15 protein-coding genes are annotated in these 16,362 nt (G+C 43.9%); 7 read left to right on the top strand and 8 right to left on the bottom strand.

Going from position 1 to position 16,362, the window contains the following annotated elements:
- Positions 1-49: 49 nt before the first annotated feature.
- The gene (locus J8Z24_RS01170; protein ID WP_252095130.1) at positions 50-2,332 is read right to left on the bottom strand and encodes a TonB-dependent receptor; all 2,283 of its coding nucleotides are present in this window, start codon (positions 2,330-2,332) and stop codon (positions 50-52) included.
- A 248-nt stretch (positions 2,333-2,580) separates the two neighbouring features.
- Between J8Z24_RS01170 and J8Z24_RS01175 the strand changes: the two genes are divergently transcribed.
- The 3 genes from J8Z24_RS01175 to J8Z24_RS01185 are packed head-to-tail and all read left to right on the top strand — an operon-like array spanning position 2,581 to position 5,848.
- Positions 2,581-3,885 (top strand): GntP family permease, encoded by a 1,305-nt coding sequence (locus J8Z24_RS01175; RefSeq protein WP_252095131.1) that lies wholly within the window; start codon positions 2,581-2,583, stop codon positions 3,883-3,885.
- Positions 3,886-3,900: 15 nt separating this feature from the next.
- A complete protein-coding gene (locus J8Z24_RS01180; RefSeq protein ID WP_252095132.1) occupies positions 3,901-5,079 on the top strand; it encodes an E22 family MetX-like putative esterase in 1,179 nt (392 codons plus the stop codon).
- A 13-nt stretch (positions 5,080-5,092) separates the two neighbouring features.
- Positions 5,093-5,848 carry a 3-hydroxybutyrate dehydrogenase gene (locus J8Z24_RS01185; RefSeq protein WP_252095133.1) on the top strand — a complete coding sequence of 252 codons (756 nt, stop codon included), beginning with the start codon at positions 5,093-5,095 and terminating at the stop codon, positions 5,846-5,848.
- 77 nt (positions 5,849-5,925) lie between these two features.
- On the opposite strand, the gene J8Z24_RS01190 is transcribed toward J8Z24_RS01185, so the two are convergent.
- Together J8Z24_RS01190 and J8Z24_RS01195 are read right to left on the bottom strand one after the other, a co-directional pair.
- Complete coding sequence (locus J8Z24_RS01190) at positions 5,926-6,522, bottom strand: PLAT/LH2 domain-containing protein (protein ID WP_176033314.1); 597 nt, start codon at positions 6,520-6,522, stop codon at positions 5,926-5,928.
- A 399-nt stretch (positions 6,523-6,921) separates the two neighbouring features.
- The gene (locus J8Z24_RS01195; protein WP_125251486.1) at positions 6,922-7,569 is read right to left on the bottom strand and encodes a DUF2959 domain-containing protein; all 648 of its coding nucleotides are present in this window, start codon (positions 7,567-7,569) and stop codon (positions 6,922-6,924) included.
- 115 nt (positions 7,570-7,684) lie between these two features.
- On the opposite strand from J8Z24_RS01195, the gene J8Z24_RS01200 reads away from it, so the two are divergent.
- The 3 genes from J8Z24_RS01200 to dtd all read left to right on the top strand — a co-directional run bounded on the left by J8Z24_RS01200 (position 7,685) and on the right by dtd (position 10,115).
- A complete protein-coding gene (locus J8Z24_RS01200; protein WP_404824207.1) occupies positions 7,685-8,605 on the top strand; it encodes a virulence factor BrkB family protein in 921 nt (306 codons plus the stop codon).
- 109 nt (positions 8,606-8,714) lie between these two features.
- The gene (locus tag J8Z24_RS01205; RefSeq protein WP_125251487.1) at positions 8,715-9,659 is read left to right on the top strand and encodes an alpha/beta fold hydrolase; all 945 of its coding nucleotides are present in this window, start codon (positions 8,715-8,717) and stop codon (positions 9,657-9,659) included.
- 15 nt (positions 9,660-9,674) lie between these two features.
- Complete coding sequence (dtd, locus tag J8Z24_RS01210) at positions 9,675-10,115, top strand: D-aminoacyl-tRNA deacylase (protein WP_252095134.1); 441 nt, start codon at positions 9,675-9,677, stop codon at positions 10,113-10,115.
- Between the two features lie 92 nt (positions 10,116-10,207).
- Here dtd and J8Z24_RS01215 read toward each other — a convergent pair whose 3' ends face one another.
- Complete coding sequence (locus J8Z24_RS01215) at positions 10,208-10,897, bottom strand: spermidine synthase (protein WP_252095135.1); 690 nt, start codon at positions 10,895-10,897, stop codon at positions 10,208-10,210.
- A 169-nt stretch (positions 10,898-11,066) separates the two neighbouring features.
- On the opposite strand from J8Z24_RS01215, the gene J8Z24_RS01220 reads away from it, so the two are divergent.
- Positions 11,067-11,966 carry a bifunctional GNAT family N-acetyltransferase/hotdog fold thioesterase gene (locus J8Z24_RS01220; protein ID WP_125251490.1) on the top strand — a complete coding sequence of 300 codons (900 nt, stop codon included), beginning with the start codon at positions 11,067-11,069 and terminating at the stop codon, positions 11,964-11,966.
- 48 nt (positions 11,967-12,014) lie between these two features.
- On the opposite strand, the gene J8Z24_RS01225 is transcribed toward J8Z24_RS01220, so the two are convergent.
- The 4 genes from J8Z24_RS01225 to J8Z24_RS01240 form a co-directional block, all read right to left on the bottom strand.
- Positions 12,015-13,037 (bottom strand): phospholipase A, encoded by a 1,023-nt coding sequence (locus J8Z24_RS01225; RefSeq protein WP_128730400.1) that lies wholly within the window; start codon positions 13,035-13,037, stop codon positions 12,015-12,017.
- Positions 13,038-13,290: 253 nt separating this feature from the next.
- Positions 13,291-14,403: a succinylglutamate desuccinylase/aspartoacylase family protein gene (locus tag J8Z24_RS01230; RefSeq protein ID WP_252095136.1), complete on the bottom strand. Its 1,113-nt coding sequence runs from the start codon at positions 14,401-14,403 to the stop codon at positions 13,291-13,293.
- A gap of 2 nt (positions 14,404-14,405) precedes the next feature.
- Complete coding sequence (locus tag J8Z24_RS01235) at positions 14,406-15,611, bottom strand: PLP-dependent decarboxylase (protein WP_176033312.1); 1,206 nt, start codon at positions 15,609-15,611, stop codon at positions 14,406-14,408.
- Positions 15,611-16,351, bottom strand: a complete 741-nt coding sequence (locus J8Z24_RS01240) for a 2,3,4,5-tetrahydropyridine-2,6-dicarboxylate N-succinyltransferase (RefSeq protein ID WP_176033311.1) — start codon at positions 16,349-16,351, stop codon at positions 15,611-15,613. The genes J8Z24_RS01235 and J8Z24_RS01240 overlap by 1 nt, the downstream gene beginning before the upstream one ends.
- Positions 16,352-16,362 lie beyond the last annotated feature (11 nt).

A 16,362-nucleotide genomic window follows, 5' to 3' on the forward strand; every position in this document is an offset into this window, starting at 1 on the left:
CATCAAGCGATTGAGATAGCGAGACTCTCTTGCAGCCTCGCTTTCGGTGCTAAAAACGATAACCTACGGTAAGCGAAACGGTTCTTGGGTCGCCAAAGTAGCCTATCAAAGTATTATCACCACCAAGTCCTGGCGTGTATTTACTCACATTACTCGGATCGCTCGGATCTGGTGTCACGAACTGATAGCCTCCTATCATATATTCTTCATCGGTCAGGTTTTTCCCATGAAGACCAACACGCCAATTGCCACCTGTGCTATACCAATTAATACTCAGATTGACTAAACCATAGCTGTCCTGCGTCAGTAGGCTATCTTCCTCAAATAAGACATAATCACCACGATGGTAGTAGCTGGCATTGAATACCCAATCGCCAATATCGCTGTAGAGTTTATAGGTCGCCCCAAGGTTAAAAGTTAAATCAGGGGTGTTAGAAATACTAAAGCGGTCTGATTTGTCAAATGTCGCGCCTGTGTCTGGGTTAGTATCGAGTACCTCTTCAAAGTCGCTGTCTATATATCCTATCGCGGCGTCAAAACTCAGCGCCTCTGTAGCGACATAGCTCAGCTCGGCTTCGATACCATTTGCTGTAGACTTACCGATGTTGCCAAGTCTTTGGTTGAGATCGGCAGAAGTTGCACCGGGCAATATGGAAATATATTGGCGGTCTTTGTGATCTAATGTGAATAGCGTGATATTGGCTCTTAGATTGTCGTTCCACTCGCTTTTCATACCGATTTCGAATGAATCTACGATTTCAGGGTCTGCAGCAGGCTCCGCGGTGCTAGCTCTGGGGTTGAAGGTGCCGGATTTAAATCCTTGAGCATAGCTGGCAAAGAACATAATATCGCGGTTGTATTGATATTCCACTCCTACTCTTGGCGTAAACCGTGACCAATCTTCTTCATCATCGAGCACTGACGGTACCAGTTCACCTGCAGGGCGTGTATAACCTGGGATCCAATTTGATTCGGGATACACAACATCAAAGACCAAACCATTACTTACTTGTGCTTCTTTGCTGTCTTTAGTGTAACGAGCGCCTAATGTGAGCGACCACTGCTCTGCTAAATCAATGCTGCCTTGAATATACGCAGCTTTACTATTTGAGTTATTACAACCACTCACTTCTCGCGTAAGACCGGGAGCGCCCAAGCTTTGTCCTAATACCTCCAAAATTGCTTGGAATTGGCCGCATGACTCACCATCGTAATAATATAGACCTGAGACAAATTTATAGCCGTTACCTGCATGGCTTAGCTGTATCTCATGGGTGGTTTGTTCATCATCATAAATGGCGGGTACATCAAAGATCCGCAATGGCGTATTATCAAAGTCAATATTGGTCGGGGAGTAACTATCTCGGCTAGCGCCGATGTATTTTATTGTGGTGGCGTCAGAAAGATCCCAGCGAGCGGTCAAACTATATCCCTCAAGCTCGACTTTATTCCACGTTGGCATACTGGTGTAAGAATCAAATACGCTGTCAGGCACGGGGGCGTCAGTCAGTAAGCTAGACAACAAGCGGTAACCCCCTTTAGAGTTGGAGTCATCGTCGGTTTTATCCCATGCTAAACGGAAGAACAAATCATCGCTTGGACGATATTCCAAGGTTAACCGCGCAGCTTGAATTTCTTTATTGTAGTTTTCCTTGTCTTGGCCGGGCAGCGTTGAAACCTTGAACTCACCAAAGCCATCTCGATTCAAAGTCGCAAAGCCATAACCTAGGTAGAGTGTATCTTCCACGAGCGGCAGTTGACCTGTGATCTTAAGATCGCGTTGATTATAACTACCAACAGTCCCTTCCACGTTAAAAGTCGCATCGCCAGACATTTCCTTAGTGACATATTTTATAGCGCCACCAATAGTGTTCTTGCCATATAGCGTTCCTTGCGGTCCACGTAGTACTTCAATCTGTTGTACATCAAGGAGGTCTAGTACAGCCCCTTGCGGCCTTGCTAAGTAAATGTCATCGACGTAAATACCGACACCAGGTTCATAACCCCATAATGGATCTTGTTGCCCAACACCACGAATAAAGGCTGTGAGGGTAGAGTTAGTGCCACGGCTGGCTTGAAGTGTGGTATTAGGTGAAAACTGCTGGACTTCAGAGAGTACCGAAATGCCATTTTCGAGTAGATCGGTTTCACCGATAGAAGTCACTGCCACCGGAACGGTTTGAAGGTTTTCTACCGTCTTTCGTGCCGTGACCTCGATGCGCTCTAACTTGCCTTGTGATTGTATTGCTTGTTCTGCTGCCGCTGGGCTGACTTGAGTTGCCAGTGTAATAGCCAACGCGATAGCTGAATATCTAGGTTGGTAAATGTTCATCCAGTGATCCCTTTATTATTGTCATTTGGGGCTTGTTGTCACACCAAAGCATAGGGGAGTTGTAAAGTTTTTCTATTAGTACCTTAGTACTAATACCTTGATACGCTAGGATTAACACGGGGTGTAGGGCTTCTATAACCTTAGTACTATGGTTTTTATTGCGCCTGCACGCCACACTGATATTCATCAACAGTATGCCCAACACATCAATTTATAACGGGCATTAATAACAATAAAAGGAAGCCCTTATGCTCAGTATGCTTGGACTGGCAGGAGGACTTGGCCTACTTATTGGGCTAACTCTTCGTGGTGTAAATTTGTTTATTGCAGCTCCACTATGCTCATTATTGGTCGCACTAACCAGTGGCGTTGCTTTATTTCCTTCAGATGTGGTGCAAAGTAGCTTTATTACACTGTATATGGACGGCTTTGCAGGTTTTTTGAGCGCTTGGTTTTTTATGTTCTTGCTTGGTTCTTTATTTGGTAAGTTTATGGAAGACAGCGGTGCCGCTGATAGTGTAGCGCGTTATATTGTTAATAAACTCGGTATGAAACATGCTGTGTTAGCGGTAGTGATTGCCTGTGCGGTATTAACGTATGGCGGTGTAAGTGTTTTTATTGTGGCTTTCTCTGTCTACCCCATGGCGCTCAGCTTATTTAAAGATGCCAATTTACCAAGGCGCTTTATTCCCGCAACTCTGGCTTTCGGCTCTGTCACCTTTACCATGACTTCAGCAGGCTCTCCTGAAATTCAAAACTGGATCCCAATAAAGTATTTAGGTACTTCGCCTTATGCGGCTTGGGAAGTCAGTTTAGTGGTTGCCATATTTATGGCTATTACTGGCTATTGGTGGTTGAAAAAGATGATAACCAAAGCGGTGGCAAATGGTGAGCACTTTGAAGCGAGAGATGACGACCCTGAAATTCATGACCGCCATTATCCCCACCCAGTCACAGGTGTATTACCTCTGATTGTGGTGTTGATTTTGTCTTTTACCCTTCATGATGCGCTACAGCAAAGTGCGCTTATTGTAGCGTTGTTAGGTGGTGTACTCAGTATTATAGCGATCAACTTTAAGCATTTTCACAACATGGGGAATGCCATTAACTTAGGCACCACAGGAGCGCTAGTTGCTATCGGTAATACCAGTGCTGTAGTGGGGTTTGGTGCGGTCGCAAAAAACACTGAGGCATTTCAATTAGCGGTTGAAATGATGACACACATGCCGGGTAATGAGCTGCTTGGCGCCGCTGTGGCGGTGAGTGTGATAGCCGGTTTAACCGGGTCGGCATCTGGTGGGCAAGCCATTGCGTTACCTCTAGTGGCACCGCACTACATCGATGCAGGTGTCAATCCAGAGCAATTACACCGTGTTGTCGCTATTAGCTCAGGCGCTTTGGATACCTTACCGCACAACGGTTATGTGGTTACAACCATTCGCGCTATCTGTAAAGAAACACATCAACGAGCCTATTGGTCTATGGCAGCGTTGACTGCGGTCGTGCCGCTAGTGGGGGTTGCCCTCGCATTAACCCTATTTATCTTATTTTAATGGAGTGATACAGCAATGAAGCGGATTTTCCTGTTACTTTTGTTCGTTGCCAGCCATATTCTCTATGGCAGTGAGACAAACAAATCTATGCTGGTTGAAAAGCAAGTTTTTACACTCGCGCATTTTACTACAGAGTCTGGAGTCAGCATTCCTGACGTTACGGTCGGCTGGGAAAGCTATGGCAAATTAAATGCCGACAAAAGCAATGCAATTTTGATCACGCATTTCTTTTCTGGCACCTCTCACGCGGCGGGTAAGTATCGAGAGTCTGACGTATTAGCCGGTTACTGGGATGCCATTATCGGCCCTGGGAAAGCGATAGATACGAACAAGTACTTTGTGATAAGTTCAGATACTTTGGTCAACGCAAACTGGCATAATAAAGATGTGATCACAACGGGTCCTGCCTCCATTAACCCAAAGACAGGTAAACCTTACGGCTTGGATTTTCCCGTGGTGACCATAGGTGATTTTGTTGAAGTACAAAAGCAACTATTGGATAGCTTAGGTATCGACAAACTACATGCGGTGATGGGCGCGTCTATGGGATCTTTCCAAGCGTTAGAATGGTCGGTGCGCTACCCCGAAAAAGTGTCACGTTTAATTCATGTGATTGGCGCGGCAAAGATGGATGCTTGGACCGTTGCGGCGTTAGAGAAATGGGCTTTACCCATCCGCCTTGATCCAAATTGGCAGGGCGGGGACTACTACGACGGGGAAAGGCCACTTGCTGGACTGACGGCCACGATGCTTAATATTACTCAAGACGCGATGCACCCCGCTATTTATAACGCCAGTTTTCCAGACTTTATTGTGCTTGATCCCAAAGCAAAGCAAGATATTCGTCAGCTTCCTAAACTCAGCCAAACGCTAGCCACGCGCGCACGAGCGAGAGCCGAAACGCAAGATGCGAATTCAATCTTGTATTTAGTCCGCGCCTCGCAACTATACACCGCAGGTATGCAAGGTAATTTTGATAGCGCTATCGATAAAATCACAGCAAAGGTGTTATTGATGCCTGCAAGCAATGACTTGTTATTAAGACCTGAGCCTATTCGTAAGTTAGCACAGACCCTTAAAGCCAAGAATAAAGACGTGCAAATTACAGAAATAGAAGGCGTTTGGGGGCATTTAGACGGTATTTTTTCAATTCAATCACAGGCTGACACCATTGCTCAGTTCTTAGCAAAATAATCAAGGAGTGACGATGAAGACAGCGTTGATCACAGGGGCTGCAAGTGGCATTGGTCGCTATATCGCGATGGCCTTGAGCAAACAAGATTACAGCTTATTGCTTGTAGATTTGAATTTAGCGCAAGCACAGACGGTGGCTGAGTCTATCGTCAGTGAAGGCGGAAACGCACAAGCGTTTGCGCTCAATATTGCCAATAAGCAAGACATCGCTGACTTTATCCGTCAGCACGATAACATAGATGTGCTTATCAATAATGCAGGCGTGCAACACGTTGAAGCACTGGAGCATTTTCCAGAAGATAAATGGCAACTATTGCAAGACGTGATGCTAACAGGGCCTGCCATGCTGTGTAAGGCGGTATTGCCACATATGCGCAAAGGCGGCTTTGGTCGTATTGTTAATATCGGTTCTATCCACGCTCTAGTCGCTTCTAAATATAAGTCAGCTTACGTTGCTGCAAAACATGGATTGATCGGGTTTGGTAAAGTATTGGCACTGGAAACCGCAGACAGCGATATCACCGTGAATACCATTTGCCCCGCTTATGTAAAAACCCCCTTGGTGGAGCAGCAAATTACGGCGCAAGCAAACCAGCATGGGATCAGCGAAGATGCAGTGATAAACAATATTATGCTAGCGCCAATGCCGAAAAAGGCTTTTATTGGGTTGGATGAAATTGCCCATGCAGTCAATTTTTTACTCGCAAATGAATCTCGCAACATTACAGGGCAAACCATTGTGCTAGACGGCGGCTGGACAGTGCAGTAGCAGGGCTACCGCTGCAGTCATGTGCAGCGGTAGAAATACCGCAAAAACCACTCAAACAGAGTGGCCTAAACAGTGAATTAACGCAATCTTCTTGTTGAAGTTAAGCCAACAGACTTTGAAATCCAACGATTAAATTGGGCTGTAGCTATTTCTCCAGTACATGTGTCCTCAATAGAAATGCGTTCTACAAACCAGCCAGCCTTATCACCTGCGTTATTACTATTGATAGTGAGTGATGAATTGCGTAGTTGACCACCGTTGGGCATGAAAATATAGAAATCGTCTACAGAGCCTTTTTCGAAGTCATCTCTGCCCGTATCATCTAAATATTTCCATGCTGAAGGAGAGTTCGCTGCCCAGTTGATTTTCATTTTAATATCAGCATCAGTACCTGCTGACTTGATAGTTGAGGTATACACAGTAACAATATACTCAGTATTTTGTCCTTGACAGAATGATGAGCGTTCTAATACTTTCTCGGCTTCTCCATTTCCAAATTCAAAAATATATTCTTGAATATAAGATTCTTCATCTTGGTAGCCAGAGAGTGCCATCTTGCTTTCGAAGTTAGATATCTGTTTTGAAATTTTCGGTGTTGGTAAGTGCTCAGTCTGTTCTTTGGCAAATGAAATGGGTGAGATTAATATCCCTGCGGCTAGTAGCGATTTCAACATATATTTCATCTTAAAATTTCCTTTTTGATTTTCAAATTGTGCTGTTGCCTAGCTTGTGAAGTGACAACGCGAAGAGAGTATCAGTAGGTGTTTTTTGTTTCAATATTGTTTCATGGTTGTTTCTTTTGTGTGTTTTTTATTGTTTTGCGCTATGCACCAAAGCTCTAATTGGAGGCTAGAAATACGAGGTGGTTCCTGAAAAAGTAGAGAAGACGCCTCACATATTGTTTATTGATGTTGAATAATAATTATTTGTAATTTTTTGTAGGGCTGTGGCTTAAAAATCCTGAGAGTGGGTAGAAGGTTGTGGTCCCACTTTCAGGCTCTTGGCTTTAGTGGTATCAAATTACAGTCAACTGTATTTCAATAATAGTTCAGAGAGCCAAGCACTTTGCAGTATCAAGTTCTACGTGCATTCATCTCAGCAATAAACTTGTTAGAATCTTCAATTGAGCGATTCATATCTGCAATTAAGGCGCTTATATCACGCTTTAGTCCTGTAAACTCACCTTTAATAGCACTTACCGCTTGTGCATTTAGGTTATGTTTAAGATACAGCACATTGTCTTGTAGTGAGTCGAGTACGGGCTGCATTTTTGCTTCACTACTGCGCATAGAGCGAAGTAAGCGTTCAAATTGGCGTTGTGTTTGACTTAATTGCTTAGCACTCTCGCGTTTTAGGTTTGCACTCGAATATTGCTCAAGTTCATCTTGCCACTCGTCAAATAGTGCATTTGCCACATCTTCGACTTTGTCTATATTCGCACTTACTGCACTGGCAGCAGCAAGACTTGCTTGATAGTCATCATTGAGTAAATTATAGGCTTCTTGTAATTCCTTACCATCAAAATTTATTAGAGTCGTTAACCTATCTAATGCTGATTGGAACTCCTTTTGCGATTCTTGTTGAGAATCTTTGGTTTCTTCTACTCGATCAACGAGTATCTCTCGCTTGTGTACACCAAATTTTTCCATGGTGGCGTAATAAGCGCTTTGGCATCCAGTTACTAACAAAAGTAACGCTACACTCAAGGTCAGTTTCTTCATTCGTACTCCCAGACTATCAAGGGTGATTAATCAGTAAGTGGTCAACGACCGTCATTTTATTACGATTTACCGCTATAAATTATGGGGGGGATTGTTATGATGTGTAAAGTGATCCATGAATATTAACTTGATTATGAAGCAAACAATCACCGAAATGAAAGCTGTTGCCTTACGGTTTTCTCGTGCTCAACCACGCTGGTGGCAGCGCTATGCTAAGCGTTGTGTGGAAGATCAAATAACGGTCAACGCTGGGTATTTAGCATATGTGACGCTACTTTCATTGGTGCCACTTGTTGCCGTTGGCGTTGCAATATTTTCTGCTTTTCCCGGGTTCGAAGAGACCAGAGTAGCAATTGAACACTTTATTTTTAATAACTTTGTGCCTACCTCGACTGATACTATCAAAGAGCATATTAGCGCGTTTACAGGTAATGCAAATCAGATGACAGCCATAGGTGTAAGCTTTCTTGCGGTTATTGCTTTGTTACTTATCCGCAATGTAGATACAACGCTCAATCGAATATGGCGGATTGAAAAAAAACGTCCACTGATGATTTCATTTGCTATTTACTGGATGGTATTAACACTTGGCCCCGTGCTACTGGGGGCAAGTATTGGGATGACGTCCTATATTGTTTCTTTGGTCTCGTTTGCAGATCAAGGGATCCCGGGTTTTAGTGGTGCAATTATTAAAATGTTGCCCTACTTAATTTCCATGATTGGCTTCATCATGCTCTATACTTTAGTACCAAACACAAGTGTGTCATTTAAAGCGGCGGTACCGGGAGCGTTATTTGCTGCGCTGTTATTTGAGCTTACCAAAAAAGGTTTTGCACTTTATATCAGCCACTTTCCGTCTTACGAAGTAATCTACGGGGCGCTCGCGACAGTACCTATTTTATTTGTATGGGTTTATTTGTCATGGATAGTCGTGCTCTTGGGCGCTGAGTTTACTGTTTGCTTAACTCAAGATATGGAAGCGGCAGGAGTGGATACTCGCTCCGAGTTTGACCCACCAGATGCGCAAGGGTTGTAGTGCCGTAAAATATAAGTGACACAATAAGGGTAATGGCTAAGTTTCTTGCTTCAACAAAGCCACTTAGTTATCCATAGATCAGGCTTACTGGTGCGAAGTAAGGGGGATCATGAGCTTATTGTATCAGCATAGCAACGCTTTGCGTCGCTTCCACTTAGCTGTTGGTCATGGTCATCAACTCGACATTGAAGAGTATGGTGACCCTGCAGGCATTCCTATCATCGTACTCCATGGGGGACCAGGGCAAGGTCATTCCACAGCGGTACTGGGTTACTTTAACCCCAAAAAGTACCGCGTTATTTTGTTCAGTCAGCGGGGGTGTGGCAACTCAACGCCAAGTGATATTCGCCACATTAATACTGTCGCCTTATTGAATGATATAACTGCAATAAAAATACACTTAGGGTTGTCAAAGGTGATACTTGCAGGAGAGTCTTTTGGTGCAATGTTGGCACTACTTTACGCTCAGCAGTATCAGGATCAGATTGCTGGAATGGTATTGTGGTCAAGTTTTTTGGGAACAGAGGAAGACTTACATTGGTTGTATGGTAGACACGGCGCACCTGCTCAAATGTATCCTGAACAATATCATAAATTTGCACAAAACCTAGAGACGTTAACATCTATCCTGAATTGTTATCATCAAGCACTTTTTGGCGAGGATGAGCTGCGTAAAAGAACCATGGCAACACGTTGGTGCGAATGGGATAACTTAATTGCTATGGATGGCGACATTGAAAAAATCAGACTATGTAAAGGGGACAAACAGCTCATCAAGGCGCAGCAAATGGTGCACTTTTTTAGTCGCAACTGCTTTATGCAGCCCCAGCAAATACTCTCTCATGGGGAAAGTATCCGTCATTTACCCATCTGGTTTATTCATGGCCGTCATGATTTAATGTGCCGATATGCGCCGGTTTATCAGCTGGCGCAAAAAGTTAACGCACAGTTGTTTATTGTCGACGGTGTAGCGCATTGTGGAGCAACCTCTGCGTATGCAGAAGCTATCCGGCGTGCAGCGGATCTATTACTGTGCAAAATCCAGCATCATTAAAAATAGAGGTAGAGTGTGCAAGGACTAATTCAACGAGTTACAGAAGCAAAAGTCGAAGTTGGGGGGAAAGTAGTTGGGCAGATAGGTCAAGGTATAGTGTTACTGTTAGGGGTTGAAAAAGCAGACACGGAGCAAACGGCAGATAAGCTACTCCATAAGGTAAGCAACTATCGTATTTTTACAGACAGTAATGACAAAATGAATTTGAGTCTAAAAGATATTGAAGGCGAGTTATTGGTTGTATCGCAATTTACTTTGGCAGCCGATACCAAAAAAGGTATGAGGCCGAGCTTTTCAAGTGCTGGGACGCCTGAACAAGCAAATACCTTGTATCAATACTTTGTGGCGCAGGCTAAAGTAGCTGGGCTTAAAGTTGCCACAGGACAATTTGCGGCAGATATGAAAGTTAGCTTGGTAAACGATGGCCCCGTCACATTTAATTTCGCGATTACGTAAACAAATTGCTTTTGATTGAGCGCTTTTTACAATTGAGCGCAGGTATAGTAACGCCGCTGAAGCAGCAATAATGTACAGATAAAAGCTCGAGTCTAGCGCTTTACATCAATGATGATATTTGCGTAACCCGGTACCCTTTCGATATAAGGCTTTTTACCGAAATTAGTGATAAGTAAATGCTGAAGTTGCTTTAATTGCGATTCATGGTCGGTTAAAAAGTTGATATATAGCCTCCCGCCTTCATTTATAGCTGCTCGTAATAAGCGGTAAAATTGATGCTGAAACAAGAAAAGAGGAGGCTCTAACTCGCTGAATAAATCTAATACTATCCAATCATAACGCTTGCCCTGCTGTAGTGCTTTGAACACATCAATACAGTTAACATCACACAAGGGATCGCCGCCAAAATAACGCTTATAACAATGGATGACATCAGGGTTGTTATCAATGGTAGTGATATGGCAACTTGGATACGTGGCCTTCAGATAGTCACGGATAGCGCCTGCGCCAAGTCCTAATTCTAATACGCTTGTCGGTGGTGTTGCTAATTGCCAGCGGCTAGCAAATGTTTTTAAGTGGGGAAATAGCAAGTGTTCCGGGTGGTTTAGCTCCACAACGGATTGTAAGGTGTTGTTTATTAGCAGCCATCGCAACGACTTGTCTTGGCGAACCTGAATGCTGTTTCGGCCTTGTTTGTGCCAATATAGCAAGTGCCCTAGCTGGTGGCTATGAACCACAAAATCGTTACTAATAGTGCCTGAATGAGTAATAAATTCTCCCATGATAACATCAGCATAGACGAGGATTTTGTGAATGCCAGCTTGTTCATTAGTTTTTACACTAAAGACTAAGTGTTTTAGCGCATTTTATTCCCTACACTGAGGTTATCTTGTAGGGTGTATTCAACCTAAGAATAATAGCGATAAGGCTAACAAAAAACAGGAGTCAGTGATGTTTGAGGTAACTTCACCGCAAAGTAGCGAAGATTGGCAAGCTTACTATCAATTACGTTGGCAAGTACTTAGAGCGCCATGGGATCAACCGAGAGGTAGCGAACAGGATGACTTAGAGCAAGAAGCAGAGCATCGCTATATAAAAAACAACGAAGGTGAAGTGCTGGGGGTTGCTAGGCTCCACTTCAATAATCATCAGCAAGCTCAAGTACGATATATGGCTGTGGCTGAAGGGCATAGAGGCCATCATTTAGGTAGTCGTTTACTGCACGAGTTAGAGATCATCGCTTGGACTCAAAAAGCGCAAGAGTTAGTTTTATTTGCGCGTGAACGAGCCTTATCATTTTACCAGCGCCACGGCTATGAAGTAGTCGAGAAAGCGCATTTAGCCTACGGTGATGTTCAGCATTGGAAAATGGTTAAACAGCGGCCAACTGAACCTGGTTGGTTTAGACAACCAGACTGGACACATGTACTGCAAAATACATGGCGTGAGTCTATCCCCATCAGTGACGCCATGGGTATTAAAGTAGAAAGCTATACTGACTGGCAGTTTTCTACCAAGGCAGACTTAAAAGCGAACTTAAACTTACACAACTCAATGTTCGCAGGTTCCATTTACAGTATGGCGACGTTAACGGGTTGGGGAGCAACATACTTAGCGCTCAAAGAGCTTGGGCTTGAAGGTGATATAGTGTTGGCAGATGCTAATATCAAGTACTTAAAACCGCTAACAACAGCGCCTGCGGCGACAGTAACCATTGCAGACTGTGAAGGTGACCTACAAGCTTTGGTAAGTGATGCAAAGGCTAAGTATGTCGTGCCAGTAAATGTTTATGATGGAGATGTTCTAGTTGCCAAGTTTGAAGGGCAGTTTGTGGTGATAAAGCCACAATAAATAGAGCTGAAGTTAAAGCTCTGGTGATGCGCCAGAGCTTTTAAACCATTAGAGTATGTCTGTTAATAACACCCCAATGCCAAACCTTTGCGTATGCGTGTTGTAGTCAATTAGGCTTTCGCCATAACCATTGAAGTACTGTGCATAGCCACGTAATCTTCCCCAAATAGGGAAGGACCAATCCAATTGAATAGCACCTCGGTTGTCACTGCGTAAGTTATTACGCCACATGATGCCAAATTCGTGATCCTCATAACGATATACGCTGTTAAACTCAAAATGTCCGAGATATTCATCAATATTAGGGTTATCGTCACCGCGTGGATCTAATGGATCGTCTTTCGTGTTTTCAGGTAGTCGATACCAAGGCTTGAAGCTAAATACAAAGCCTCGATTCTCCCATATAAAGTTAGCATAGATACGGTTCCAAGAACGCGAGTTAGGTTGACTACGACCATTTGATTGATGAGAAATACCAAGTACAAAGGCCATCTCATCACCCCAAAGTACATTCTCGTCATCTAAAAAGTTGATCCAAAAGATTTCTGGTTCATAGTTGGTTTCACGAAAGGGCGAAGAGACATCTTTGTTGTAGACTTGCCAGTATGATTGCAGTGTGAAAGCAAAATAGATAGCCTGATCTTTGTCAGAAAAGCTCTTATAAATGGGTGCTTTCAATGAAATTTGATACTTAGCCTCAAAGTTATCAATTGGTTCCCCCTCTTCATCGTCAATCGCTTTTAAACCGTCAAAAGGTCGGCTATTTACATTGGTCATATAGGAAACTGGTAAGATGTAATTGCGCTTATGTGGCGTAAGGACATTCCGGTTTTTTTCTGTGACACGTTCCCGCGCCATACGTTTATCGAGTTGACTTAAATTTTTATCGGCGTCTGCTTCTGCACATTCTTGACGAACTTGTTCAATGGTTTTGTCTTTTTCACCGGTTAAGACCGTGTTGAGTACGCATTGTTTAACAAGGTCAATTTCATCTTCTTGCTGTGTATCTTGAGCGTAAAGCGGTAACGCCAATAACGCCAAAGCGGGTAGGGATAGGTGTGTCAGTTTCATTATCTTTGCGCCGAGAGTGAGTACAATTGATTACATTATTAACCAATGATAATGAAAGGGAAATGAATCAGTAAGGTCAACTATGCCCTGATAGCTAAAAACAGGTCTCGATAAAAAGGTGGCGGCGGCTGCCGCCATACCTTAGTAAGTGTTTACAGAAACAACCGAAAGAGCTAGATAATAGGTCAGTAAACATCTTTCTAACCTTTGATTGTTGCTATTTGACTTACTCTCACGCAATTGGTTACGTAAATTACAGTCGCTCAACTTGGGTAAAAAACTTGTATAGCTCTGTACCTTGGTTCACACTCGCAGAGGCAAAGTGCAAAATGGCAATTGCATCCTCGTCTAACTTGATTTCGTTCAAGGGCGTTTCCGATAAATAGCGTTCCATTCTTAATATCTTGGCAATTGTTTGCCCTGCTTTGATATGCTCTCCAAGTGTTGCTGTGTATTCGACCATACCACCCATCGGTGCGTAAAAAGTACGGTAGTTTTCTAATTGGCAAGTGTAACGAGTAATCTCTTTTGGCGCGAAGTGTGCACCATAAAAAGCTTGTTTATAATTGAGATAGCTGAGAATGCTGTTAGCATCATGCTGTGCTTCTGTCAGGTCAATTTTTTCTTGCGAGCCGAGTTCAACAGTAAATGCTTCAGTGAATACAGGGATGTTTCGTCCTTTTGCTTCATATGCCAATTTCAAGTGCCACCATGGACAAAAGCTTGCTTCATCCAAAGCCCCATCGAACTCGTTGGGAATAAGTAGCACATGTGGAATATCAAAATAGCGGGCACTTTCCTTGGCATATTCAGGGCAGTAAAGGTGTTTCGCTGAAATGGGACCGGTATGTAGGTCTAATACTAGCTCTGCTTCATGAGCCAAGCGCTGCAAATTTAATGCAATGCGTTTTCCCGTGGTGAGTCTATCTAGCGGGGCGTCTAATTGTGCTGTTGTATGCTCCAGCAACACTTGGCGAAACTGCGGCTTTATTTGCTCTAACGGAAGATCAACATACTTTTCGACAAATTCATATGCCAAAGAGCTATGGTCTTGATACATTCGGTTCCAGTTGGTTCCAGTTATTGGATCGAAGCGACCCAAAGTAAACTCTCCCGACTTTTGATTACAACCGATGGGGTTTGCATAAGGTACTAGAGTAATATCGGCTGCTAGTGACAATGTTTTAAGTTGCTCAAGAAGTTGATAAATGACTGCATTACCTTGGACTTCTGCACCGTGCATATTGGCTTGGATATAAACCTTTGGGCCGTTACCATCGTCTTTGATGCGATATACAGGAATGGTTAACGGCAAGCCGTTCGCTATTTCACCAACTTGAATATTCTGTTGTGTAATTATGTTCATCTCTACCTCAAATAGCTGGATGCAGGTTGCGCTGCGCGAGCGCAGGTAACTTCACCGCCAGAGATCACAAACTCCGCTGGTAATTCGTGGCACAGAAAAAATGGCATGCTTTCAGTGTAACCATAGGCACCACATTGACTAAACACCAACCAATCACCATCTGCACTGTCACTGGGTAAAGCTAAAGTGCCTAACTTGTCCAGCGCAGTACAAAGTGGACCATGAATATGAAAATCAGCTGTGTTGGCATCAGACTGACGTAGCAGTTCAGCTGGGAATGCTTGTCCAGTAACTGCTGGACGTAATAAGTGGTTCACACCGCCCGCGACAATAAGTTGGTGAGCACCGTAATTCTGTTTTTGTTCAACCACTGGGTTGAGGTAAAAACCGCACTCGCCGACAGCATAGCGTCCTAATTCCATCCACAGCTCATCAACTTGAGTGGCGGATTTAATTGATGCGAGTGTATCTAGCAGCTTTGTCCAATTAAGTGCGGTGCTGTGCGCGTCATAAGGGATCCCAAGACCACCGCCTAGGTCGAGCACTTTAAGCGCTATCCCAAGTTCAGAAGCCAACTGTACTAAGGGTGACACCATGGCTTGCCAAAGTTCAGCTAGGGTATCGCTACAGAGCATATTGCCCCATTGGAAAATATGCAGACCGACAAAATCTAAATGGGTGTAATCACTTAAAGTTAAAGCTTGCCACTGTTCACTACCTAGGCCAAAAGGGGTCAATGTATTACCACCTAGTGGATTGTGTTGTGCTTTATCAAAACGTAACTGAACCCGTAACAACACATCAAATTGAAGGTCGAACTCACAGGCTACTTGATTTAACCATACAACTTGGTTGTGACTCTCTGCTACGAAGATGCGAACACCTTGGTTTGCAAAGTGGCGGATTTGCTTTAGTGATTTCGCCGGACCTGTGTTGAGCACGCGCGCTGGAGTGACACCTTGTGATAAAACCTGATCCAACTCGCCACTAGAGGCCACATCAAAGTTAAACCCAGCGTGATCTAGGGTTTTAATAATGTGAGACAGTGGGTTGGCTTTAACGGCATACCATAGCTTTACAACTTGTTGATCAACTAGCGGCTTTACATGTGCGCTGAGTTTATCTAAGTCGTAGCAGAAAAAAGGGGTATCTTGTTGCTGTACTAAGCTTTGTGCAACAGCTCGTTGTGACGTGCTCAACCAGCTCATTAGCGTAATACCTCTTCTAGTGCAAGTGACGCATCGCTTTGCTCATCACGGTACTTGACTATAAGTGCACAGGACATGCTTAAACCTTGTTGGCGCGCCCACTCACTAGAGGCTGGGCGAGAGCCTGGGATCACAATTGCATTTTCAGGGATCGCCTCGTCTTTATCTAGTAAACGCTCATTGACACAATCATAAACTGGAATACTGGCAGATAAACGAACACCTGGCGCTAAGACAGCACCACGCTTTACGACAACACCTTCAACTAATACACAGCCCGCACCAATAAAAGCATCATCTTCAACAACAACCGGGCTTGCACCAACAGGCTCTAAAACTCCACCAACTTGAACAGCAGCACTTAGGTGAACATTTTTACCAATTTGCGCGCATGAACCGACCAAAGCATGACTATCTATCATAGTGCCAGCGTCAATATATGCGCCAATATTTACATAAGCCGGTGGCATGATGATGGTGCCTGCAGCGACATACGCACCACGTCTTACGCTGCTTCCACCGGGTACCATGCGCACGCCATCTTGTGCTGCAAAACCGCGTGGCGCTAGGTTATCTTTGTCCACGAAACCACCTGGGAATTCCGTATTTACGCCATTTTTGAATGCTTCAAGGATCCCTTTTTTTACTTCTACATTTGCATGCCATTGACCTTGTTCGTCTTGTGTTGCCGCACGTACAGTGCCGTTTTCGAGGTTGTTTAGTAGTGTTAACCAGCTCATGTTTTACTGCC

Source organism: Pseudoalteromonas sp. SCSIO 43201 (assembly GCF_023716725.1).
GTDB classification, from domain to species: domain Bacteria; phylum Pseudomonadota; class Gammaproteobacteria; order Enterobacterales; family Alteromonadaceae; genus Pseudoalteromonas; species Pseudoalteromonas peptidolytica.

Excerpts from the sequence above, each read along its gene's own strand:
- J8Z24_RS01180 (WP_252095132.1), top strand. The coding sequence starts at position 3,901 with ATGAAGCGGATTTTCCTGTTACTTTTGTTCGTTGCCAGCCATATTCTC.
- J8Z24_RS01220 (WP_125251490.1), top strand. The coding sequence starts at position 11,067 with ATGTTTGAGGTAACTTCACCGCAAAGTAGCGAAGATTGGCAAGCTTAC.
- J8Z24_RS01215 (WP_252095135.1), bottom strand. The coding sequence starts at position 10,897 with ATGGGAGAATTTATTACTCATTCAGGCACTATTAGTAACGATTTTGTG.
- J8Z24_RS01235 (WP_176033312.1), bottom strand. The coding sequence starts at position 15,611 with ATGAGCTGGTTGAGCACGTCACAACGAGCTGTTGCACAAAGCTTAGTA.
- J8Z24_RS01225 (WP_128730400.1), bottom strand. The coding sequence starts at position 13,037 with ATGAAACTGACACACCTATCCCTACCCGCTTTGGCGTTATTGGCGTTA.
- J8Z24_RS01230 (WP_252095136.1), bottom strand. The coding sequence starts at position 14,403 with ATGAACATAATTACACAACAGAATATTCAAGTTGGTGAAATAGCGAAC.
- J8Z24_RS01185 (WP_252095133.1), top strand. The coding sequence starts at position 5,093 with ATGAAGACAGCGTTGATCACAGGGGCTGCAAGTGGCATTGGTCGCTAT.
- J8Z24_RS01200 (WP_404824207.1), top strand. The coding sequence starts at position 7,685 with ATGAATATTAACTTGATTATGAAGCAAACAATCACCGAAATGAAAGCT.
- J8Z24_RS01170 (WP_252095130.1), bottom strand. The coding sequence starts at position 2,332 with ATGAACATTTACCAACCTAGATATTCAGCTATCGCGTTGGCTATTACA.
- J8Z24_RS01195 (WP_125251486.1), bottom strand. The coding sequence starts at position 7,569 with ATGAAGAAACTGACCTTGAGTGTAGCGTTACTTTTGTTAGTAACTGGA.
- J8Z24_RS01205 (WP_125251487.1), top strand. The coding sequence starts at position 8,715 with ATGAGCTTATTGTATCAGCATAGCAACGCTTTGCGTCGCTTCCACTTA.
- J8Z24_RS01190 (WP_176033314.1), bottom strand. The coding sequence starts at position 6,522 with ATGTTGAAATCGCTACTAGCCGCAGGGATATTAATCTCACCCATTTCA.
- J8Z24_RS01240 (WP_176033311.1), bottom strand. The coding sequence starts at position 16,351 with ATGAGCTGGTTAACACTACTAAACAACCTCGAAAACGGCACTGTACGT.
- J8Z24_RS01175 (WP_252095131.1), top strand. The coding sequence starts at position 2,581 with ATGCTCAGTATGCTTGGACTGGCAGGAGGACTTGGCCTACTTATTGGG.